The sequence below is a fragment of the Salmonella sp. A1325 genome (assembly GCF_056991255.1).
The window spans coordinates 196,966-219,761 of sequence record NZ_JAMLWO010000009.1 but is presented as its reverse complement, the minus strand read 5'-3'; the positions used below and the strand labels follow the sequence as shown (position 1 = coordinate 219,761).

Here is a 22,796-nt window from a genome sequence, read left to right as displayed (position 1 = left end):
TGATGGTGAATGGCGGCGGCAATCACCGGCTTTAAGCGGGTGAAGTCGTCCACGACGGGAACGGCGCGCGGTGCGGGCGCGGCGACGGGTTCCGGGAAGAAGCGAGTAATCACGGCAGACATGCCGCGAATGGCAAAGATGAGCAGGAACAGAAAGCTCAGTACGAACCCCATCCCTAAAAACATCAGGGTGAAACCTTCACCCAGTAGTACAGCTTCATTCATGAATCATTTTCCATAATGAGAGGCACGACGGTGGCCTTGACGACAACCTTCCTGGTGAATCCGGCTAAGGAGTAGAGTGGATTTCCCTTGGCCACCTCTGGCTTTGGCCTCTACTTTTCTCCAGGTCATTTGCGGCAAAGACACCGCCGTGCGTTTTTTTACACCATCATGCTGAACACGATGCTGGCGATAACCAGCACAATACCGCCGCCCAGACGAGAGGAAATTTGTGCATATGAAATGAGATTCATACGGTTACAGGCGGAGAGCACTTCTAGATCGCCGGAGCCGCCGCGGTTGGCCATACAAAGACCCGCAGTAATGGATGATTCAATCGGGTAGAAGCCAATCAACCAGCCCCCGATAGCTGCGCCAACGACTGCGCCGACCACGATGATCGCGGCGATAACGACGTTCGCGAACGTCAGGGCGTCGATGATCTCTTGCAGATCGGTGTAGCAAACACCTACACCTACCATCAGCACCCACAGCAGTTGTTTGGAGAAGAAGTCAGAAAGACGTTTCGCCCCGGCTTTAATCTCCGGTGAGCAAAGACCTGATGCGTTCAGCGCAGCAACAATCAGAACCATCCAGGCGAAGTAGTGAATAGAGACGCCGCCGATGCTTGGCAGAATTTTCTTGGCAACAACATAGGCCAGCAGGAAGCAAGTGGTGGATAACACCATGCCAACCGCCGTTTCACGATGGGTAATCTGACCGGCCTTTTCATCATCTTCGGTTTTGAAGGAAGCCTTACGAACCAACTCACCTTCACCGCTAAGCCAGGTGTATTTTTTGCCTATCATATCGAGGAGGGCGGCGAAAATAATGGCGAAGATGTTTGCGATGGTCAGAATGGCGATAGCCGTTGAGTAGTACTCTTCGCGAGAACGTCCGGTAACCGAGTGATAAATTTCAGACAGAGGCACGGCGCCCGCGCCGTTACCACCGCCCATAATCGGCAGAACGTACAGCATCATGATACGGTCGACCGGGATACCGAAGCACAGACCAATGACGATACCGAAAAGGGACGCGCCGACAATCCCGGCGAGGATGGTTGGGATATAGCCCAGCAGTGATTTTAATAGCAGCTTACGGTTTACCGACAGGATAGCGCCTGTGATCAACACCGCGATAAACAGGTTAAGGAAGTTGCTTTTATCCATTACGTTGCTGATCGCATCAATTTCTTTCTGCGTAAATATGCCAGCATAGACAAAATAAGCTGCAACCAGAAATATCATAACCGGTGCGCCGCCAATATATTTATTGAAGATCGGTAAACGTTTGCCGATTTCACCAAAAATGGCCCCCATCACAAACATAAGGGCAAAACCACCGACTAAGTCAGTAGGTATAGCATTATAAAAATGAGAAAGTAATAAAGTAATTAATGCAAAAGCATAAAGCGGTAGCGGCATACCAAAGATTTTGAATCTGAGTAAATCGCTAGCCCCCTTTCTCTCCGTAGCCGAAGCCTGGGTCATGTTGGTCATAAACATTTTCCTGTGTATTGATGGGTAACAAGACCTGCGCATACTAATAAATTCAATGAACCGTGAGATGTGACTATCTTCACTGAATGGTTGTGTTTTTAATTAATTTAATTGTTTTTATTAACTCTGATTAATTAAGGAAATAAAAACTATAAAGGTCATAAAGGCAGCGGGGAAAGTGTGATGTCTATTCCAGACGAATAATATAAACACTGGCGAAATATGCGGCGTTATTTGCTGACGGATGCTGAATAGAGTGAATCTGATATTTAAACGCATTTATTTGCAAAAGGATGTATTGCGTCGCGAGTCGGTCGCCATGTTTCTGGAGGGCGAGGGACTCGCCCTGGAAGACGATTGTGAAATCGCGGTATGCGCATATTGGCGGGGTGAGATAGTCGGGTGCGGTTCTCTGGCCGGGAACGTACTGAAATGCATCGCCGTTTCCCCGGTTTTACAAGGGGAAGGGCTCAGCCTCAAACTGCTGACTGAGTTGCTTACATTGGCCTACGAGTTAAACCGCAGCGAGCTTTTCCTGTTCACTAAGCCGCAAAATCGGTTGCTGTTTTCTGGCGCGGGGTTTTGGCCCATTGCGCAGGCAGGTCAGCTGGCGGTGTTAATGGAGAACAGCAGTGAACGGTTAGCGCGCTTTTGTCGCCAACTGGCGCTTTATCGTCAACCGGGAAAAACGATCGGCGCCATCGTCATGAACGCCAATCCGTTTACATTGGGCCACCGTTATCTGGTGGAACAAGCGGCTGCGGCCTGTGACTGGTTGCATCTGTTTGTGGTCAAAGAAGATGCTTCATTTTTTTCCTATACCGACCGTTGGGCGCTGATCGAACAAGGAATCGCGGGTATTGACAATGTCACGCTGCATTCCGGCTCCGCTTATATGATCTCGCGTGCGACGTTTCCCGGCTATTTCCTCAAAGAAAAAGGGGTTGTGGACGACTGCCATTGCCAGATCGATCTGCAACTCTTCCGTGAACATCTGGCTCCAGCGCTGGGGATTACCCATCGTTTTGTCGGCAGTGAACCGTTTTGTCCTCTGACCTGTGCCTATAACCAGCGAATGCACGACATTTTACACGATCCGAAGCGCAGCGGCCCGGTTATTGAGGTCGTCGAGCTGGCGCGGGTGGAGAAAAACGGCACGGCTATTTCCGCCTCTCGCGTCAGAAAACTGTATACCGAACGTAATTGGCCGGCGCTAAGCGCGCTGGTGCCTGCTGGTACCCTGGCATATCTGCAGCGGCATGCCGCCAGACACACTGAAACCATATGACGTAACACCGTTAACAAGGAACATAACTAATGAAAATCATTAAAGATGCCCTGGCAGGCACGCTGGAATCCAGCGATGTGATGATCAGGATAGGTCCATCCAGCGAGCCAGGAATTCGGCTGGAGCTAGAGAGTCTGGTGAAGCAGCAGTTTGGCGCGGCGATTGAGCAAGTCGTGCGCGAAACGCTGGCGAAGCTGGGCGTTGAACGCGCGCTGGTTAGCGTCGATGACAAAGGCGCACTGGAGTGTATTTTACGCGCCCGAGTGCAGGCGGCGGCGTTACGCGCTGCAGAACAAACGGAAATTCAATGGAGTGCGTTATGAGACCACGTCGCAGTATGTTGTTTATCCCCGGCGCAAATGCGGCCATGTTGAGCACCTCGTTTGTCTATGGTGCGGACGCGGTGATGTTCGACTTAGAAGACGCCGTAGCGTTACGTGAGAAAGATACCGCCCGTCTTTTGGTTCATCACGCGCTTCAACATCCGTTCTATCAGGATGTTGAAAAAGTGGTGCGCATTAATCCACTGAACACGCCGTTTGGTCTGGCCGATCTTGAGGCCGTCGTGCGTGGTGGCGCGGATATTGTGCGTCTGCCGAAAACCGACAGCAAAAACGATGTGCTGGAGCTGGAAGCGCAGGTTGAACGGATCGAACGTGAATGTGGACGTGAAGTCGGCAGTACCAGGCTGATGGCGGCGATCGAATCAGCGAAAGGCGTGGTCAATGCCGTCGACATCGCCACCTCCAGCCCGCGCATGGTGGCAATTGCGCTGGCGGCATTTGATTACGTGATGGATATGGGCACCTGCCGGGGCGATGGCACCGAGCTGTTCTACGCCCGCTGCGCAGTGCTGCATGCGGCGCGCGTTGCGGGTATTGCCGCCTATGATGTCGTTTGGTCGGATATCAATAATGAAGAAGGCTTCCTGAAGGAAGTGCAGTTGGCGAAAGGACTTGGTTTTAACGGTAAGTCCTTAGTGAACCCACGTCAGATTGAGCTGTTACATCAGGCTTATTCTCCGACACGTAAAGAAGTTGAGCATGCGTATGAGGTGATTGCCGCCGCTGAAGAGGCTGAGTCTCGCGGTCTGGGCGTCGTTTCACTCAACGGCAAAATGATTGACGGCCCGATTATCGACCACGCGCGCAAAGTGGTGGCGCTGTCGGCTTCCGGTATTCGTGATTAAGGAAGGAACCATGAAAGAGACTGTAACCATGCTCAACCAGCAATATGTCGTACCGGAAGGATTACAGCCCTACCAGGGGGTAACAGCGAACAGCCCGTGGCTTGCCAGTGAAACGGAAAAGCGTCGGCGTAAAATTTGTGACTCGCTTGAAGAGGCTATCCGTCGTTCCGGGCTTAAAAATGGCATGACGATATCCTTCCACCATGCGTTTCGTGGTGGCGACAAAGTTGTCAATATGGTGATGGCGAAACTGGCGGAAATGGGATTCCGCGATCTGACGCTTGCCTCCAGCTCATTAATCGATGCCCACTGGCCGCTTATCGAACACATTAAAAATGGCGTGGTGCGGCAGATTTACACCTCCGGGCTGCGCGGCAAGTTAGGGGAAGAGATCTCCGCTGGCCTGATGGAAAACCCGGTACAGATCCACTCTCACGGCGGCCGCGTAAAACTGATTCAGAGCGGTGAGCTGAATATTGATGTCGCTTTCCTCGGCGTGCCGTGCTGCGACGAATTTGGTAATGCGAACGGTTTTAGCGGCAAGTCACGCTGCGGCTCTTTGGGGTATGCGCAGGTTGACGCGCAGTACGCTAAATGCGTGGTGCTCCTGACTGAAGAGTGGGTTGAATTCCCCAATTATCCGGCCAGTATTGCGCAGGATCAGGTTGATTTGATCGTACAGGTGGACGAAGTAGGGGATCCGGAAAAAATCACCGCGGGCGCGATTCGTCTGTCCAGCAACCCGCGTGAACTGTTGATCGCCCAGCAGGCGGCCAATGTGATCGAACACTCAGGTTATTTTTATGACGGTTTCTCGCTGCAAACCGGCACCGGTGGCGCTTCTCTGGCGGTCACCCGTTTCCTGGAAGACAAAATGCGTCGCCACAACATTACGGCGAGTTTTGGCCTGGGCGGGATCACCGGCACCATGGTGGATCTGCATGAGAAAGGGTTGATCAAAGCGTTGCTGGATACGCAATCATTCGATGGCGATGCCGCCCGTTCGCTGGCGCAGAACCCGCATCATATTGAAATCTCAACCAATCAATACGCGAACCCCGCCTCTAAAGGCGCGGCATGCGAACGCCTGAACGTGGTGATGCTGAGCGCACTGGAAATTGACGTGAATTTCAACGTTAACGTGATGACCGGTTCAAACGGCGTACTGCGTGGCGCATCGGGCGGCCATAGCGATACGGCAGCAGGGGCCGATCTCACCATTATTACCGCACCGCTGGTCCGTGGCCGAATCCCATGTGTGGTGGAAAAAGTGCTGACTACCGTCACGCCTGGGGCAAGTGTTGATGTGCTGGTTACCGACCATGGTATTGCAGTGAACCCTGCGCGTCAGGATCTGCTTGATAACCTGCGTGCTGCGGGCGTGGCGCTGATGACCATCGAACAACTGCAACAGCGCGCTGAGCAACTGACCGGTAAACCGCAGCCGATTGAGTTTACCGATCGGGTGGTGGCTGTGGTGCGTTATCGCGACGGTTCAGTGATTGACGTGATTCGCCAGGTTAAAGGCTGATGAAGGGCACAGACCTGCTGTACCAGGGCCAGGCAGTTACGCTGGAGGAGATGCTACAAGCGCGCGATAAACGTGCCGCCAGGCAGCGTCAGGCGTTGAACTGCTATCGGCTACCGTTGATTTCCCTCACGCTGGTTGCACCGGGCGCCGTTAAAAACTCAGCGGTCTGGCGGCGTGTCGCCGATTACGCAATTGCCGAAATACTGGCGCTTTGCGAACAGAAGGAGTGGGTCAACGTCTGGGAAATGCAGGTAAATGAACGCAGCGGCCCGGAATGGATGGCAGCGGTCTGTGCGCCGGCAATGGCGTTGAAACAGCACATGTCGACACTAGAGATGAGCCATCCGTTAGGGCGGCTTTGGGACATTGACATTATTGATAGCGACGGTAAGTCGCTATCACGCCGTGAACTCGGGCATCCTGCCCGGCCATGTTTGATATGCCAGCAGGATGCTCATCTCTGTGCCCGGGGCAAGCATCACACCCTTGACCTTTTGTTGGATGAAATTGCACGAAGGATTGAATGTTATGAGCGTGAGCGTTGTGACTGAACGGCGTACGCCAGCGTACTCATCGCTGGCGGCTGGCGATCTTAACGGGTTGGTTGCAAGAGCGCTGCTGACGGAAGTCAGGCTGACACCAAAACCCGGTCTGGTCGATATTCGTAATTCGGGAGCGCATAGGGATATGGATCTGGCGGTATTTGAACGTAGCACTACCGCCATTGCTCCGTGGATGGAAAAGTTTTTTATCATGGGCAACAACACGGCGGCGCTGGCGGCAGAAAATGTCCTGGTGATGCTGCGTCCGCTGGGGATGGCCTGTGAGAACGATATGCTACAGGCGACCAATGGTGTGAATACCCATCGCGGGGCGATTTTCGCTTTTGGCCTGCTGAGCGCAGCGATTGGCCGACTTCTCGCGCGGGGAGAACCGTTGGAGCAAAATCGTATCTGCGACCAGGTTGCCCGCCTGAGTCGGAATATTGTTGCCCACGAGCTCTCAGCAAAAAAAGCGGGAAAACTGACAAAGAGTGAAACCCATTTCCAGTGCTATGGCCTGTCGGGCGCGCGGGGAGAAGCGGAAAGCGGTTTTCGAACCGTCAGAACGCAGGCTTTGCCGGTGTTTAACCGGGTCGTGCAGGAGCATGACGATACCCATCTTGCCCTGCTGCAAACATTGTTGCATCTGATGGCGTGGAATGATGATACCAATCTGGTGTCACGGGGAGGCCTGGAAGGGCTTTACTACGTGCAGCAGCAGGCACAAAAATTGTTGTGGCAAGGGGGCGTATTGGTTGAGGGGGGCATTGAAGCGATGCAGTCCCTCGATGATGAACTCATCCTGCGTAACTTAAGCCCTGGCGGTAGCGCGGATTTACTGGCAGTGACCTGGTTTTTAAGTCATTTTCCTGCCGGTTCCCTCTATCCTGAGTAAGTTTCTCTTCTTTCATTCTCTCCAGCAATGATTCATCCTGCGGGATGAATCATGTCTTTTACTGATATCGCTCCCTGTTTATCATTAATTTCTAATTATCGGCGATTTTAGATGGCGGCCTCCGGGCGCGCTGGTTACTCTGAAAACGGTTTACGCAATTTTTACAAAAGAGAATAGCTATGCATGAAGCACAGATCCGCGTTGCGATTGTCGGCGCCGGTGGCCGCATGGGACGGCAGTTAATCCAGGCCGCCATGGCGATGGAAGGTGTTCAGCTGGGTGCCGCGCTGGAGCGCGAAGGCTCTTCATTGCTGGGTAGCGATGCGGGCGAACTGGCAGGCGTGGGGAAAACGGACGTCATCATTCAAAGCGATCTGGCGTCGGTCAAAGATGATTTCGATGTTCTGGTCGATTTTACCCGTCCTGAAGGCACACTGGCGCATCTGGCATTCTGCCGTAAACATGGTAAAGGGATGGTGATTGGTACTACCGGCTTTGACGACGCCGGTAAACAGGCCATTCGCGAGGCGTCGCAAGAGATTGCGATCGTTTTCGCCGCAAACTTTAGCGTCGGCGTTAACGTCATGCTCAAGCTGCTGGAGAAAGCCGCGAAGGTAATGGGCGACTACACCGATATTGAAATTATTGAAGCGCACCACCGCCATAAAGTGGATGCACCGTCGGGTACGGCGCTGGCAATGGGCGAGGCAATCGCCGGGGCGCTGGATAAAGATCTGAAGGACTGCGCGGTCTACTCGCGTGAAGGTTATACCGGCGAGCGCGTACCGGGAACGATTGGCTTTGCAACCGTTCGGGCGGGCGACATCGTCGGCGAACATACCGCGATGTTTGCCGATATTGGCGAGCGCGTAGAGATTACGCATAAAGCTTCCAGCCGCATGACGTTTGCAAATGGCGCGTTGCGATCGGCATTATGGCTAAAAACGAAGAAAAATGGGCTATTTGACATGCGGGATGTGCTGGGACTGGATGTACTATAACGACTAAATACCTTCGTGATGTGGTTGTGGTAATCAAGATTAATTGATTACAAAGGGCAATATATTATTGCCCTTTTGTTTTTTGCCCCCCGGTTATTCGGTCAGATAAATAACGCCTTTCACCATTCATGTTTCGACAGTTTCTTCGCCCACGATATGTTCTGCCGTTGTTTTCGCGTTAAGAATAGTCAGTTTAAAGACATCCGGGCCAACGGCATCCATTTGCGTGACATAATTGCCATTACGATAAATGCGGTTAATTAGTCCTTCAGGCGCATCGGTACGGGCCATTACGTTCAACGGGAAAAATACTGCCTGAACTGATGTTAGTCATATTCAGCCGCAGTGGCTTACCGTATGCAAAAGGCACCTCGACCAGACTGATAAGACTGATATCCATCGTGGGGTTAGCGCTGTTCCTCGGGGGCGTTTTATCTCTTTTGTTTCAATAGGTTAGCTTTTTTATGCTGTAGTGAGGCTGGTTGTGGTCCAATCGTATGCGCTAGTCTTAAAGAAAAAGAAGCTGGATCTTCATATCGCGATTGTAATTGTTATTACATTGTCTTAATTTGCTGTTTTTGTTGATTTTATAATGCATTTGATTTGTTTTTTTATATTTTTAACATATTGATTTTTAAAATGTTTTTGTTGTTAATTTGCTTAATTTTGAATTTTTATGCATTTAATGGTGTTGATGACTATTAAATGAATTTTTATCGTTGTTTTTTGTTGTTTTAATGTGAAATTTGACCATTTGGTCCACTTTTTATCGTTCCAGTCAGCTTTTTTCGAACTCAAGGAAGCGCAAGCGTTTTCTATCGTCACTTAGTTGATCTTTTTGACTCTTAAACAGAATAACTTACTTATAATGTGCAAAATAACATAAAAAATACCCTCTTTAAGTTGACTTTTATCCGGCTTAACTTCAGAATGCCGCCGTTTGCCAGAAATCCACGGGTAAGCAAATTTGCATTGCTTCATACTGACTGAATGAATTAATATGCAAATAAAGTGAGTGAATATTCTCTGGAGGGTGTTTTGATTAAGTCAGCGCTATTGGTTCTGGAAGACGGAACCCAGTTTCACGGTCGGGCCATTGGGGCAACGGGTTCGGCGGTTGGGGAAGTCGTTTTCAATACTTCAATGACCGGTTATCAAGAAATCCTCACTGATCCTTCCTATTCCCGCCAAATCGTCACTCTTACTTATCCCCATATTGGTAATGTCGGCACCAATGAAGCCGATGAAGAATCTTCTCAGATTCATGCGCAAGGTTTAGTGATTCGCGATCTGCCGTTGATTGCCAGCAACTTCCGTAACACAGAAGACCTCTCTTCTTACCTCAAACGGCATAACATTGTGGCGATTGCTGATATCGATACCCGCAAGCTGACGCGTCTGCTGCGTGAGAAAGGTGCACAGAACGGCTGTATCATTGCAGGCGATAGCCCGGATGCGAAGCTGGCGCTGGAAAAAGCGAAAGCATTTCCTGGACTGAACGGTATGGATCTGGCGAAAGAAGTGACCACGGCGGAAACCTACCGCTGGACGCAGGGGAGCTGGACGCTGAAAGACGGTTTACCGGAAGCGAAATCTGAGGATGACCTGCCGTTCCACGTGGTGGCCTACGATTTTGGCGCCAAGCGCAACATCCTGCGTATGCTGGTGGATCGCGGCTGCCGCCTGACGGTGGTGCCAGCGCAGACCTCTGCTGAAGAGGTGCTGAAAATGAACCCGGACGGCATCTTCCTGTCGAACGGCCCTGGCGACCCGGCCCCGTGCGACTACGCCATCGAGGCGATTAAGAAATTCCTCCAGACCGACATTCCGCTATTTGGCATCTGCCTCGGCCATCAGCTGCTGGCGCTGGCGAGCGGTGCGAAGACCGTTAAGATGAAGTTCGGCCATCACGGCGGCAACCATCCGGTAAAAGATATGGACCGAAACGTGGTGATGATTACCGCGCAGAATCACGGCTTTGCGGTGGATGAAGACTCGCTGCCAGCCAACCTGCGCGTGACCCACAAGTCGCTGTTCGACGGCACCCTGCAGGGCATTCACCGTACCGATAAACCGGCGTTCAGCTTCCAGGGCCACCCGGAAGCCAGCCCCGGCCCGCACGATGCTGCACCGCTGTTCGACCACTTTATCGAGCTTATTGAGCAATACCGTCAGTCCGCGAAATAATCAGGAGTAATAAGAGCCATGCCAAAACGTACAGATATAAAAAGCATCCTGATTCTGGGCGCGGGCCCGATTGTTATCGGTCAGGCGTGTGAGTTTGACTACTCCGGCGCTCAGGCGTGTAAAGCGCTGCGCGAAGAGGGTTACCGCGTCATTCTGGTGAACTCCAACCCGGCCACCATCATGACCGACCCGGAAATGGCCGATGCCACCTACATCGAGCCGATTCACTGGGAAGTGGTGCGCAAAATCATTGAAAAAGAGCGTCCGGATGCGGTGCTGCCGACCATGGGCGGCCAGACAGCGCTGAACTGCGCGCTGGAGCTGGAGCGGCAGGGCGTGCTCGAAGAGTTCGGCGTCACCATGATTGGCGCCACCGCCGACGCCATTGATAAAGCCGAAGACCGTCGTCGCTTCGATATCGCGATGAAGAAAATTGGTCTCGACACCGCGCGTTCCGGTATCGCGCACACCATGGAAGAAGCGCTGGCGGTTGCCGCTGACGTGGGCTTCCCGTGCATCATCCGGCCTAGCTTTACCATGGGCGGCACCGGCGGCGGTATCGCTTACAACCGTGAAGAGTTCGAAGAAATCTGCGAACGCGGTCTGGACCTCTCGCCAACCAACGAGCTGCTGATTGATGAATCGCTGATCGGCTGGAAAGAGTACGAGATGGAAGTGGTGCGTGATAAAAACGACAACTGCATCATCGTCTGCTCCATCGAAAACTTCGATGCGATGGGCATCCATACCGGCGACTCCATCACCGTGGCCCCGGCACAGACGCTGACCGACAAAGAATATCAAATCATGCGTAACGCCTCGATGGCGGTACTGCGTGAAATCGGCGTCGAAACCGGCGGTTCTAACGTCCAGTTCGCAGTGAACCCGAAAAACGGTCGTCTGATCGTTATCGAAATGAACCCGCGCGTATCCCGCTCCTCGGCGCTGGCGTCGAAAGCCACCGGTTTCCCGATTGCCAAGGTAGCCGCCAAACTGGCGGTGGGTTATACCCTCGACGAGCTGATGAACGACATCACCGGTGGCCGTACGCCGGCGTCGTTTGAGCCGTCTATTGACTATGTGGTTACTAAAATTCCGCGCTTTAACTTTGAGAAATTCGCCGGTGCTAACGACCGTCTGACCACCCAGATGAAATCGGTTGGTGAAGTGATGGCGATTGGCCGCACGCAGCAGGAATCCCTGCAAAAAGCGCTGCGCGGCCTGGAAGTGGGCGCTACCGGCTTCGACCCGAAAGTCAGCCTCGACGACCCGGAAGCGCTGACCAAAATCCGCCGCGAGCTGAAAGATGCGGGCGCTGATCGTATCTGGTACATCGCCGATGCTTTCCGCGCAGGCTTGTCTGTGGATGGCGTGTTCAACCTGACCAACATCGACCGCTGGTTCCTGGTGCAAATTGAAGAGCTGGTGCGTCTGGAAGAGAAAGTCGCTGAAGTCGGGATTACTGGTCTCAACGCCGACTTCCTGCGTCAGCTCAAGCGTAAAGGTTTTGCCGATGCGCGTCTGGCGAAACTGGCGGGCGTGCGTGAAGCGGAAATCCGCAAGCTGCGTGACCAGTATGACCTGCATCCGGTCTACAAGCGTGTGGATACCTGCGCGGCGGAATTCGCCACCGATACCGCCTACATGTACTCCACTTATGAAGATGAGTGCGAAGCGAACCCGTCCGTTGATCGCGACAAAATCATGGTCCTCGGCGGTGGCCCGAACCGTATCGGCCAGGGTATCGAATTTGACTACTGCTGCGTACACGCCTCGCTGGCGCTGCGCGAAGACGGTTACGAAACCATTATGGTCAACTGTAACCCGGAAACCGTCTCCACCGACTACGACACCTCCGACCGCCTGTACTTCGAGCCGGTGACGCTGGAAGACGTACTGGAAATCGTGCGTATCGAGAAGCCGAAAGGCGTTATCGTGCAGTACGGCGGCCAGACCCCACTGAAGCTGGCGCGCGCGCTGGAAGCGGCAGGCGTGCCGGTTATCGGCACCAGCCCGGACGCCATCGACCGCGCGGAAGACCGCGAGCGCTTCCAGCACGCGGTTGACCGTCTGAAACTGAAGCAACCGGCCAACGCCACCGTCACCGCCATTGAACAAGCGGTTGAGAAGGCGAAAGAGATCGGCTACCCGCTGGTGGTGCGTCCTTCTTACGTGCTGGGCGGCCGGGCGATGGAAATTGTCTATGACGAAGCCGATCTGCGTCGCTACTTCCAGACCGCGGTCAGCGTCTCTAACGATGCGCCGGTGCTGCTGGACCGCTTCCTTGATGACGCGGTTGAAGTGGACGTGGACGCTATCTGCGACGGCGAAATGGTGCTGATTGGCGGCATCATGGAACACATCGAGCAGGCTGGCGTACACTCCGGCGACTCCGCCTGTTCCCTGCCGGCCTACACGCTGAGCCAGGAAATTCAGGACGTGATGCGCCAGCAGGTGCAGAAGCTGGCTTTCGAGTTGCAGGTGCGCGGCCTGATGAACGTACAGTTTGCGGTCAAGGACAACGAAGTCTACCTGATTGAGGTCAACCCGCGCGCGGCGCGTACCGTACCGTTTGTCTCCAAAGCCACCGGCGTACCGCTGGCGAAAGTGGCGGCGCGCGTGATGGCCGGTAAATCGCTGACCGAGCAGGGCGTGACCCAAGAAATTATCCCGCCGTACTACTCGGTGAAAGAAGTGGTGCTGCCGTTCAACAAATTCCCCGGCGTTGACCCGCTGTTAGGGCCAGAAATGCGCTCCACCGGGGAAGTGATGGGCGTGGGTCGTACCTTCGCGGAAGCGTTCGCCAAGGCACAATTGGGCAGTAGCTCCACCATGAAGAAACAGGGCCGTGCGCTGCTCTCCGTTCGCGAAGGCGACAAAGAGCGCGTGGTGGATCTCGCCGCTAAGCTGCTGAAACAGGGCTTTGAGCTGGATGCCACCCACGGTACGGCGATTGTGCTGGGTGAAGCTGGTATCAACCCGCGTCTGGTGAACAAGGTGCACGAAGGTCGTCCGCACATTCAGGACCGCATCAAGAATGGAGAATACACCTATATCATCAATACCACCGCAGGCCGCCGCGCGATTGAAGACTCCAGGGTGATTCGTCGTAGCGCGCTGCAGTATAAAGTGCATTATGACACCACGCTGAACGGCGGTTTTGCCACGACGATGGCGCTCAATGCCGATGCCACCGAGAAGGTAACCTCGGTGCAGGAGATGCACGCGCAGATCAAAAAGTCGTAAACAAAGGGTCCGACGGATATTGCTCTAACCGGACCTGTAATATAATTCTGAAAGGGTTTCTGTAAAGAAACCCTTTTTTTATCTTGCGTAAGGTCATTCCTGGAGAAGTCCGTTTCCGTAACCACATTTTCTATGTAATAAGCACGATATTGCTCACACTAATCAATATTTAAGTCGCATACTATCTTTCATATCCACAATTTTAATATGGCTTAGTTTTTATTAGTTTGGACAGGCCGTAGCCAGATTTTTAATTTGTGAAATGGTGTGCTTATGTGTGAAAAATATGTTGAAAGACCGCTTTATTTGTTAATTGCTGACTGGATGATGGCAGAGAACCGATGGATCACGGCCAGGGAGATTTCCCGTCAATTTGATATTGAACACTGCAAAGCAATTAATACGCTCTCCTATATTCTGTCAGAAGTGGGGGAAATTGTTTGTGAAGTGAAGATGATCCCTAACCAGATTGCAGGACGAGGCTGCCAGTGCCAGCGTCTGGTGAAAGTCGTGAGTATCGACTCTCATCTCTATCGCCGATTGAATCATAATTTGCAGGAAAGAAAAGTGAGCGTGGCGAAAGCGCCGCGGCTGTCTGCCGTTCCCCCCACAGAGCTAAACCGTGAGCAGAAATGGCAGATGATGCTCTCCAAGAGTATGCGTCGCTAATTGTCTGTTTACCTGATGGCGGGGTAAACGGTAATTGACGCGTAGGCCGGATAAGCGTGAGCGCATCCGGCATCAATTACTGTGCTGATTTTGGCTTCACGTCCGTCGTGCCTTTCAGGCGCGGTCGGTTTTCTTCGACCTGCGTTAACGGCTTCGTTTCAGATAACCCCGTTCGACAACGGATCGCAAGATCCTGATATTCTTTGGTATTGAGGCGTTTCCAGTGCAGCTCCTGGTCCGTAACCTGGCGTAGTACGCGCACCGGTGAACCCACCAGCAGTTGCCTTGCCTCACCCTGAAATCCGGCTTTGATAAAACTCATGGCGGCGACAATGCTCTCTTCGCCAATCACTGCGCCGTCCATAATGACGCTGTTCATGCCGACCAGGGCGTCCCGTCCCACCACGCAGCCATGTAGAATAGCGCCGTGGCCGATATGGCCGTTTTCATGCACGATGGTATCGGTATCGCAGTAGCCATGCATAATGCAGCCATCCTGCAGATTAGAGCCGGCCTCCAGGATCAGGCGACCATAATCCCCACGCAATGACGCGAGTGGGCCAATATAAACACCGGCGCCCACGATGACATCGCCAATCAGCACGGCGCTGGGATGGACAAACGCGTCCGGATGCACCACCGGGATCAGTCCTTCAAAGGCGTAATAGCTCATAGTTGTACCTCGGTTTTTTTGCCGGATGGCGGCGTAAACACCTTATCCGGCCTACGGTTGCGCATGTGCTGTAGGCCGGATAAGCGAAGCGCCATCCGGCATAGTCACATTAACGACCTTTCCACACCGGATCGCGTTTTTCGGCAAATGCCTGCGGTCCTTCGAGCGCATCTTCTGAATGCAGTACCGACGGATAATGCTTCAGCACGCCGCTGCGGATGTAGCGGTAGCCTTCTTCTACCGGCATTTCGCTGGTCGCGCGATAAATCTCTTTCAGCGCCGCGATAGCCAGCGGGGCGCTATTGACCAGTTGTTGCGCGAGTTCGCGCGCGCTATCCATCAGTTCGCTCTGGCTGACAACGCGGTTCACGATCCCCCAACGCAGCGCTTCTTCGGCGCTCATTCGTCTGCCGGTCATTACCATTTCGTTGACGATAGCCGGTGGCAGCAGCTTAGGCAGACGCAATACGCCGCCGCTGTCAGGCACGATGCCGAGCTTTGCTTCCGGCAGCGCGAAGCTGGCGTTTTCGGCGCAGACAATAAAGTCCGCCGCCAGCGCCAGCTCAAAACCGCCGCCAAACGCGTAGCCGTTCACCGCGGCGATAACCGGCTTATCGAGGTCAAATATTTCGGTTAAACCAGCAAAGCCGCCGGGACCAAAATCGGCATCCGGCGCTTCACCTTCCGCTGCCGCTTTTAAGTCCCAGCCAGCAGAAAAGAATTTCTCCCCGCCGCCGGTAATGATTGCTACGCGTAATTCCGGATCGTCACGGAAATTAAGAAAAGCTTCACCCATTGCAAAGCTGGTTTTGGCATCAATGGCATTCGCTTTAGGTCGGTCGAGGGTAATTTCCAGGATCGGGCCGTTACGGGTCAGATGTAATGACTCACTCATAGTTCATCTCCAGATAAATAGTTTCCCGGCGGGAGGGATTCCTGCCGGAAGGTTTATTTCAGATTTTTTTTGATTATTTTTCCTGAACAGTTGCGCGGCAGGTCAGTTCTGATCTCCATAAAAGAGGGAACCTTGAATTTCGCCATATTGTTTTCGCAGAAGCTGAAAAACTCGGCCTCGCTTAATGTTTCACCTTCATTAAGGACGATAAACGCTTTAATGGCTTCATCACGGATCGCATCTTTAATACCGACCACCACAATGTCCTGAATTTTCGGATGTGCAGAAATAATATTTTCCAGCTCGACGCAGGAGACATTTTCTCCGCCACGTTTAATCATGTTGCAGCGTCTGTCGACAAAATAGAAATAGCCATCCTCATCCTGGTAACCCGAATCACCGGTATGTAACCAGCCCTCTGGTTCCAGCGCCCTGGCGGTTGCTTCCGGCTGCATGTAATACTCTTTGAAGATAGTCTTGCCGGGGATGCCTTTAATACAGATTTCGCCAATTTCTCCGGCGGGCAGCGGGCGATTTTGATCGTCGCGAATTTCAGCTTCATAGCTAAAACCCACGCGACCAATGGAAGGCCAGCGCCGTTTGTCTCCGGGACGGTCGCCAATAATTCCGACAATGGTTTCAGTCATACCGTAGGAGGTCAGCAGCCTGACGCCAAAGCGTTCGGTAAAGGCGTCTTTTTCCTGCGCGGATAGATTGAGATAGAACATCACTTCGCGCAGATGATGCTGCCTGTCCGTTGGTGCGGCGGGCTGGACCATCAGCGTGCGGATCATCATCGGAATGCACTCGGTCACCGTCGCCTGATATTTACGTACCTGATCCCAGAAGGCCCTGGCGCTGTACTTCTCCAGGAGCACAAAGGTGCTGCCGGCGGAAAAGGCTGGCATTGCGGCGGTACACTGGCAGTCGATATGAAAAGCGGGCATCACCGTCATGTACACGTCATCATCGCGCAGGGCGATTTGCCAGGCAGAGTAGTAGCCTGCAAAACGCAGGTTATAGTGGGTAATCACCACCCCTTTTGGACGCGAGGTGGTACCGGAGGTAAACAGAATTTCCGCCGTATCGTCAGTGGATAACGCGGGCGTATAGCACAGCGTGGCCGACTGGCGTGCTTGTAGTTGGGTAAAGTGGCTCACGCCGTCGTCAGCCGGAAGCTGCTCGCCAATCAGACAGATATGATTAAGCGGAGTGCTATTGTCCTGGCGTATTTCACGGTACATAGGATAAAACTGGGCGCTGGTAACCAGCAGACTCACCTGGCTGTTTTGCAGGATCCAGGCGCTTTCTTCTCCCAGTAAGCGGGCATTAATCGGCACCATAATGGCGCCGATTTTTGCCAGTCCAAACCAGCAAAAGATGAATTCCGGACAGTTATCCAGATGCAGCGCGACCCTATCACCCTTGCGGATCCCTAAGGCATAAAAAAGGTTCGCCGTGCGGTTAATCTCTTCATTGAGCGAAGCATAGCTAAACTGCCGAACGATTCCCTCACAGGATTCGAAAATTAACGCCGTTTTATCTCCGTACACCCCGGCCAGGTCGTCCCACATCTGACGTAAGTTTTGTCCGCCAACGATATCCATATTGCTTTATCCACTGAAATCAGGCGTGAGCGCTAACCGGAAAACCGATTAGCGCATCGCGTTTAATCCTCAACTTTGGCCAGGCCTTTGCCGACCAGTTCCTTAATATCTGCTTCGCTATAACCAATGTTTTTCAGAATGGCGGCGGTATCCATGCCGTGTGATGGCATGCCACGCCAGATTTTCCCCGGGTTGTTTTTAAATTTCGGCATGATGTTCGGCCCTTTACAGGTGCGACCGTCCATTGTTTGCCACTGAGTAATCGATTCGCGGGCAACGTACTGCGGGTTACCTTCCAGTTCCGGAATGGTGAGCACCTTCGCACAGGCGATATTCAGCTCAGCAAAACGCGCCTGAACGTCGGCGATGGTATGTGCTGCCAGCCAGGCGTCCAGTTTCTCTTCGACGAGCGGGCCGTAAGGGCATTCCACGCGATGGATGAGCTGCGTGCCTTCCGGAACTTCTGGCGTACCGAGAATGTGGGCCAGGCCAATATCTTTAAAACACTCGTTGATTTGCGTGATGCCGACCAACTCCATGACGATGTAACCATCGGCGCATTTATACAGGCCGCAACCGGCGTAGTAGGGGTCTTTCCCTTTCGTCATACGTGGACAGATTTCGCCGCCGTTGAAGTAGTCCATCATGAAATACTGACCCATGCGCAGCATCACTTCGTACATGGCGATATCGATGCTTTCACCTTTACCCGTTTCGCGTACTTTGTGCAGGGCCGCCAGCGCGGCTGTCGTCGCGGTCATCCCGGAGAAGTAATCGGCGGTATAGGGGAAGGCTGGCATCGGCTGATCAACGTCGCCGTTTTGGATCAGATAACCACTGAATGCCTGCGCGATGGTGTTATACGCCGGAAGATTGGTGTACTCCTCGGTACCATACTGGCCGAAGCCGGAAAGGTGGGCAATGACCAGTTTCGGGTTATGCTCCCACAGCACTTCATCAGTAATACCACGGCGGGCAAAGGCCGGGCCTTTACTGGCTTCAATGAAAATATCGGTGGTTTCCATCAGTTTCAGAAACGCTTCCCGACCTTCATCTTTGAAAATATTCAGCGACAGGGCGTGCAGGTTGCGGCGTGAGAGCTGCGGGTAGTTAGGCTGTACGCGAATGGTATCGGCCCATGCGACGTTTTCAATCCAGATAACCTCGGCGCCCCATTCGGCGAACATCTGTCCGGCGAATGGACCGGCGATTTCGATTCCTGAAAAAACAACGCGTACCCCAGCAAGCGGGCCAAAGGTTGGCATTGGTAAATGATTCATCATTTTTCTCCTGGCATTTTTTGCGGTATGTAGGCCGGATAAGCACAGCGCCATCCGGCATGATTGCCTGATGGCGACGCCCCGCGTCTTATCAGGCCTACAAGGGATCGATTAGCGGTATTGCTTGAGTACCGCACGACCCAACGTCAGGATCTGCATTTCGTCAGAACCACCAGAAACACGGTCAACGCGCAGGTCACGCCAGAAACGCGTGATGCGGTGGTTGCCCGCGATACCAACACCTCCCAGTACCTGCATGGCGGTGTCTACCACTTCAAACGCGGCGTTGGCGCAGAAGTATTTGCACATTGCCGCGTCGCCGGAGGTAATCGTGCCGTTATCTGCTTTCCACGCGGCTTCCAGCAGCATATTTTTCATGGAGTTCAGTTTGATCGCCATATGCGCAAACTTCTCCTGAATCAGCTGGAAACGACCAATAGCTTCACCAAACTGCACGCGCTGATTAGCGTAACGCGCAGCGTCTTCAAAAGCGCACATTGCGGTACCGTAGTTGGTCAGCGCGACGAGGAAGCGCTCATGGTCAAACTCTTCTTTCACGCGGTTGAAGCCGTTACCTTCCCGACCGAACATGTCTTTTTCGTCCAGTTCAACGTCATCAAAGGTGATTTCACAGCAGCTATCCATGCGCAGACCGAGTTTCTCCAGTTTGTTGACCTTGATACCCGCTTTGCTCATGTCCACAAACCACTCGGTGTAAACCGGTTTATCCGGCGATGCACCGTCTCTCGCCATGACCACGATGTACGGGGTATAGGCGCTACTGGTGATAAAGCACTTACTGCCATTGAGATAAACCTTACCATTTTTGCGTGTATAAGTGGTTTTCAGACTACCAACATCCGATCCCGCTCCCGGTTCGGTGATAGCAGAGTTCCACATCTGCTTACCGGTGCCCCGGAACGCCATGATTTTATCAATTTGCTCCTGAGTCCCTTCACGCAGGAAAGTGTTAAAACCTCCCGGCAATTGGTACAACACGTAAGTTGGCGCGCCAAGACGTCCCAGTTCCATCCAGACGGCGGCGACGGTAACAAAACCCGCTTCCAGACCGCCGTGTTCTTCCGGGATCAGCAGGCTATCAATACCCATATCCGCCAGCGCTTTTACAAAACGCTCAGGGTAGACGCTGTCACGATCGCACTCGGCAAAATAAGCTTCCCAGTTCTCACTGGCCATCAGTTCGCGAATACCGGCGACAAACAGCTCCTGTTCGTCATTTAAGTTGAAATCCATCTTTCAGCCTCTTGATCAATTGGGTTAATAAGAATTACTTGTCTTTCCAGTGCACTTTGGCGTCTTTAATAAAGGACAGCGTCACCATAATGTTGACGAAGAACAGCGGACATCCTCCGGCGATAATCGCGGTCTGAATCGGCTTCAACCCACCCAGCGCCAGCAGAACGATACCGATGATGCCGACCAGCACTGACCAGCCGATACGCACTAACAGAGGCGGCTCTTCACCATCGCGAACTTCGCGACAGGTCGACATCGCCAGGGTGTAAGAGCAGGCGTTAATCAGCGTGACGGTGGCAATAAAGCAGAGGATGAAGAAGCCCCACATGGTGGCGGTGCTGAGCGGCAAGGCGGCCCAGGTTTCGATAATGGCGCGCGCCACGCCGTGTTGTTCAATCAACTGCGGAATGTTGAGGATGTTTTTATCCATCAGCAGCAGCGTGTTGCTGCCCAGCACTGTCCACAGGATCCAGGTAGACGCGGTCAGACCCATCACCATCCCGAAGCACAGTTCACGTACGGTACGACCACGGGAAATACGGGCCAGGAAGATACTCATCTGGATGGCGTAAATAACCCACCACGCCCAGTAGAAAACGGTCCAGCCCTGCGGGAAGCCGCCTTTACCGATGGCGTCGGTATAGAACAGCATCCGTGGCAGGTGCATTAACAGCATCCCGACGGAGTCGGTGAAGTAGTTCATGATGAAGCTGGCGCCGCTGACGATAAACACCCAGCCGAGCATCAGGAAGCTCAGGTAACTACGCACATCGCTGGCGATTCTGACCCCTTTTTGCAGGCCGCAGGCCACGCAAATCGCGTTCAGAATGATCCAGCAGGTAATGATGATGGCATCCAATTGCAGCGTATGCGGAATACCGAACAGCCATTGCATACACTCGGTGACCAGCGGGGTAGCCAGACCGAGGCTGGTGCCCATCGCGAAGATCAGCGCCACCAGGTAGAAGTTATCGACGATGGTACCGAACAACCCTTTCGCATGCTTTTCACCGACGAGCGGTACTAGCGTGGAGCTGGGGCGGATGACATCCATCTTGCGTACAAAGAAGAAGTAGGCGAAGGCCACGGAAAGGAAGCTATAGGTTGCCCACGGTAGCGGCCCCCAGTGGAACAGGCTGTACGCCAGACCTATCTCTTTCGCGCCGGTGGAGTTTGGTTCCAGGCCGAACGGCGGGGTGGAGATATAGTAGTAGATCTCAATAGAGCCCCAGAACAGAACCGCAGCGGATGTACAGGAGGCGAACATCATGAAAATCCAGCTGGCGGTGCTAAACTCCGGTTTTTCGTCACCTAATCTCTTTTTGGCATAGGGGCCAAAAACCAGCCAGAACCAGCCGAAGAGCATGACGACCATATACCATTCAAATGCCCAACCCCAGACGTTGGTGACATAACTGAATACCGCATTAATAACGACGTTAGCGGCATCAAGATCTCTGACTGTTAGCCAGCAAAGTATCCCGACAATTATTAATGGCGGAAAAAAAACCTTCGGTTCAATTCCCGATTTTTTCTTTTCATTTTTCATAAGTGAATTCCAGTGTGAAAACGAAATTTATTTAGCGTGCCAGTCCATGAACGTTTGTTTATTTATTATTAATGATTTGTTGATAAGTTTTTAACCTCTGGGACGCCTCAATGAGTAACTCATGATGGGTATTCACTTCGGGTGATTCTGTTATCTTTGTCACACTTTTTTGCGTTGATTATTTTGTGTCTAAATTTTGATTTTTCCTTTATTTATCAATTTGTTTATTGTGATTTTTTAAGTTTTTTAAGTGTCTGGCGTTCAATATTGTTGAGCCAGCAAACAATATTGAAAATTTTCATATTTGGCATATTTCTTTCAATATTGGTGAGGTGCGTAACACTATTGAAAGTTACGAATATCAATGTGTGACATTTTGAATATTGGTGATTAAGGTTTTATTTCCGAATTAAAGAGCGTGATATCTGTATTTAACACCGCCGATATAAATACGTTTCCTTCATGATTTCTGGAGATGCAATGAAGATAATTACTTGCTACAAATGCGTACCTGATGAGCAGGATATTGCGATTAATAATGCTGACGGAACACTCGATTTCAGCAAAGCGGATAGCAAAATCAGCCAATATGATCTGAATGCAATTGAAGCTGCTTGCCAGTTAAAACAGCAGTTGGGAGACGCTCAGGTTGTCGCCATGAGCGTTGGCGGCAAAGCGCTGACTAATGCAAAAGGGCGCAAAGATGTCCTCTCTCGTGGCCCTGATGAACTGATTGTGGTCATTGACGATCAATTTGAGCAGGCGCTGCCGCAACACACCGCTACCGCGCTGGCCGCTGCCGCGCAAAAATCAGGTTTCGATCTACTTATCTGCGGCGACGGTTCTTCCGATCTTTATGCTCAGCAGGTTGGTTTGCTGGTGGGCGAAGCGCTGAACATTCCGGCGATTAACGGCGTGAGTAAAATCCTCTCTCTTACCGACAGCACATTGACGGTAGAACGCGAACTGGAAGATGAAGTTGAAACGCTGAGCATCCCGCTCCCGGCGGTGATCGCGGTTTCCACCGACATTAACACCCCACAAATTCCTTCGATGAAAGCCATTCTTGGCGCGGCGAAAAAACCGGTTCAGGTCTGGTCGCCTGCGGATATCGGGCTGAACAGCGTACCCGCGTATTCCGCACAACAGGTTGCCGCACCGAAGCAGCGCGAGCGTCAGCGTGTGGTGATTGAAGGTGACGGTGAAGAACAAATCGCCGCGTTTGTCGAGAATCTGCGCAAAATCATTTAATTATCAGGGGATG

20 protein-coding genes are annotated in these 22,796 nt (G+C 52.6%); 11 read left to right on the top strand and 9 right to left on the bottom strand.

Features of this window, described 5'->3' with window-relative positions; genetic code table 11:
* Both NAZ64_RS17580 and citS read right to left on the bottom strand, forming a co-directional pair.
* The coding region (locus tag NAZ64_RS17580; protein WP_060759734.1) for an oxaloacetate decarboxylase subunit gamma at positions 1 to 224 on the bottom strand (224 nt) is incomplete at its 3' end.
* A gap of 158 nt (positions 225 to 382) precedes the next feature.
* Positions 383 to 1,723 carry a citrate/sodium symporter CitS gene (citS, locus tag NAZ64_RS17575; RefSeq protein ID WP_024797394.1) on the bottom strand — a complete coding sequence of 447 codons (1,341 nt, stop codon included), beginning with the start codon at positions 1,721 to 1,723 and terminating at the stop codon, positions 383 to 385.
* Between the two features lie 244 nt (positions 1,724 to 1,967).
* Here citS and citC point away from each other — a divergent pair, with 244 nt between their 5' ends.
* The 7 genes from citC to dapB all read left to right on the top strand — a co-directional run bounded on the left by citC (position 1,968) and on the right by dapB (position 8,169).
* Positions 1,968 to 3,011: a [citrate (pro-3S)-lyase] ligase gene (citC, locus tag NAZ64_RS17570; RefSeq protein WP_076725975.1), complete on the top strand. Its 1,044-nt coding sequence runs from the start codon at positions 1,968 to 1,970 to the stop codon at positions 3,009 to 3,011.
* A 29-nt stretch (positions 3,012 to 3,040) separates the two neighbouring features.
* A complete protein-coding gene (gene citD / locus NAZ64_RS17565; RefSeq protein ID WP_000691461.1) occupies positions 3,041 to 3,334 on the top strand; it encodes a citrate lyase acyl carrier protein in 294 nt (97 codons plus the stop codon).
* The gene (citE, locus tag NAZ64_RS17560) at positions 3,331 to 4,200 is read left to right on the top strand and encodes a citrate (pro-3S)-lyase subunit beta (RefSeq protein ID WP_001247809.1); all 870 of its coding nucleotides are present in this window, start codon (positions 3,331 to 3,333) and stop codon (positions 4,198 to 4,200) included. The genes citD and citE overlap by 4 nt, the downstream gene beginning before the upstream one ends.
* A gap of 10 nt (positions 4,201 to 4,210) precedes the next feature.
* Positions 4,211 to 5,731, top strand: coding sequence for a citrate lyase subunit alpha (gene citF / locus NAZ64_RS17555; protein ID WP_220569410.1), 1,521 nt, complete (start codon positions 4,211 to 4,213; stop codon positions 5,729 to 5,731).
* A complete protein-coding gene (citX, locus tag NAZ64_RS17550) occupies positions 5,731 to 6,282 on the top strand; it encodes a citrate lyase holo-[acyl-carrier protein] synthase (RefSeq protein WP_000679050.1) in 552 nt (183 codons plus the stop codon). Before citF ends, citX begins: the two co-directional genes overlap by 1 nt.
* Positions 6,260 to 7,168 carry a triphosphoribosyl-dephospho-CoA synthase CitG gene (gene citG / locus NAZ64_RS17545; protein ID WP_079965353.1) on the top strand — a complete coding sequence of 303 codons (909 nt, stop codon included), beginning with the start codon at positions 6,260 to 6,262 and terminating at the stop codon, positions 7,166 to 7,168. The genes citX and citG overlap by 23 nt, the downstream gene beginning before the upstream one ends.
* Positions 7,169 to 7,347: 179 nt before the next feature.
* The gene (gene dapB / locus NAZ64_RS17540; RefSeq protein WP_000544044.1) at positions 7,348 to 8,169 is read left to right on the top strand and encodes a 4-hydroxy-tetrahydrodipicolinate reductase; all 822 of its coding nucleotides are present in this window, start codon (positions 7,348 to 7,350) and stop codon (positions 8,167 to 8,169) included.
* Between the two features lie 126 nt (positions 8,170 to 8,295).
* Here dapB and NAZ64_RS17535 read toward each other — a convergent pair whose 3' ends face one another.
* Complete coding sequence (locus tag NAZ64_RS17535; RefSeq protein ID WP_001529894.1) at positions 8,296 to 8,460, bottom strand: hypothetical protein; 165 nt, start codon at positions 8,458 to 8,460, stop codon at positions 8,296 to 8,298.
* A gap of 747 nt (positions 8,461 to 9,207) precedes the next feature.
* On the opposite strand from NAZ64_RS17535, the gene carA reads away from it, so the two are divergent.
* The 3 genes from carA (at position 9,208) to caiF (ending at position 14,271) form a co-directional block, all read left to right on the top strand.
* On the top strand, positions 9,208 to 10,356 hold the full coding sequence (gene carA / locus NAZ64_RS17530) for a glutamine-hydrolyzing carbamoyl-phosphate synthase small subunit (protein ID WP_024798627.1): 1,149 nt from the start codon (positions 9,208 to 9,210) through the stop codon (positions 10,354 to 10,356).
* Positions 10,357 to 10,374: 18 nt separating this feature from the next.
* Complete coding sequence (gene carB, locus NAZ64_RS17525; RefSeq protein ID WP_024797391.1) at positions 10,375 to 13,602, top strand: carbamoyl-phosphate synthase large subunit; 3,228 nt, start codon at positions 10,375 to 10,377, stop codon at positions 13,600 to 13,602.
* A 273-nt stretch (positions 13,603 to 13,875) separates the two neighbouring features.
* A complete protein-coding gene (caiF, locus tag NAZ64_RS17520) occupies positions 13,876 to 14,271 on the top strand; it encodes a carnitine metabolism transcriptional regulator CaiF (RefSeq protein ID WP_024797390.1) in 396 nt (131 codons plus the stop codon).
* Between the two features lie 76 nt (positions 14,272 to 14,347).
* On the opposite strand, the gene caiE is transcribed toward caiF, so the two are convergent.
* From caiE to caiT, 6 genes are all read right to left on the bottom strand, one after another.
* Positions 14,348 to 14,944 carry a carnitine operon protein CaiE gene (gene caiE, locus NAZ64_RS17515; protein WP_024797389.1) on the bottom strand — a complete coding sequence of 199 codons (597 nt, stop codon included), beginning with the start codon at positions 14,942 to 14,944 and terminating at the stop codon, positions 14,348 to 14,350.
* A 109-nt stretch (positions 14,945 to 15,053) separates the two neighbouring features.
* Complete coding sequence (caiD, locus tag NAZ64_RS17510) at positions 15,054 to 15,839, bottom strand: crotonobetainyl-CoA hydratase (RefSeq protein ID WP_000004376.1); 786 nt, start codon at positions 15,837 to 15,839, stop codon at positions 15,054 to 15,056.
* A gap of 53 nt (positions 15,840 to 15,892) precedes the next feature.
* Entirely contained in the window at positions 15,893 to 17,446 is a 1,554-nt protein-coding gene (caiC, locus tag NAZ64_RS17505; RefSeq protein WP_023207360.1) for a crotonobetaine/carnitine-CoA ligase, read from the bottom strand.
* Between the two features lie 62 nt (positions 17,447 to 17,508).
* Positions 17,509 to 18,726, bottom strand: a complete 1,218-nt coding sequence (gene caiB / locus NAZ64_RS17500) for an L-carnitine CoA-transferase (protein WP_001016209.1) — start codon at positions 18,724 to 18,726, stop codon at positions 17,509 to 17,511.
* Between the two features lie 111 nt (positions 18,727 to 18,837).
* Positions 18,838 to 19,980 (bottom strand): crotonobetainyl-CoA dehydrogenase, encoded by a 1,143-nt coding sequence (gene caiA / locus NAZ64_RS17495; RefSeq protein WP_000347134.1) that lies wholly within the window; start codon positions 19,978 to 19,980, stop codon positions 18,838 to 18,840.
* A gap of 34 nt (positions 19,981 to 20,014) precedes the next feature.
* Positions 20,015 to 21,532, bottom strand: coding sequence for an L-carnitine/gamma-butyrobetaine antiporter (gene caiT / locus NAZ64_RS17490; RefSeq protein WP_000787073.1), 1,518 nt, complete (start codon positions 21,530 to 21,532; stop codon positions 20,015 to 20,017).
* A gap of 480 nt (positions 21,533 to 22,012) precedes the next feature.
* Between caiT and NAZ64_RS17485 the strand changes: the two genes are divergently transcribed.
* Complete coding sequence (locus NAZ64_RS17485; protein WP_000692185.1) at positions 22,013 to 22,783, top strand: electron transfer flavoprotein FixA; 771 nt, start codon at positions 22,013 to 22,015, stop codon at positions 22,781 to 22,783.
* Positions 22,784 to 22,796: the final 13 nt, after the last annotated feature.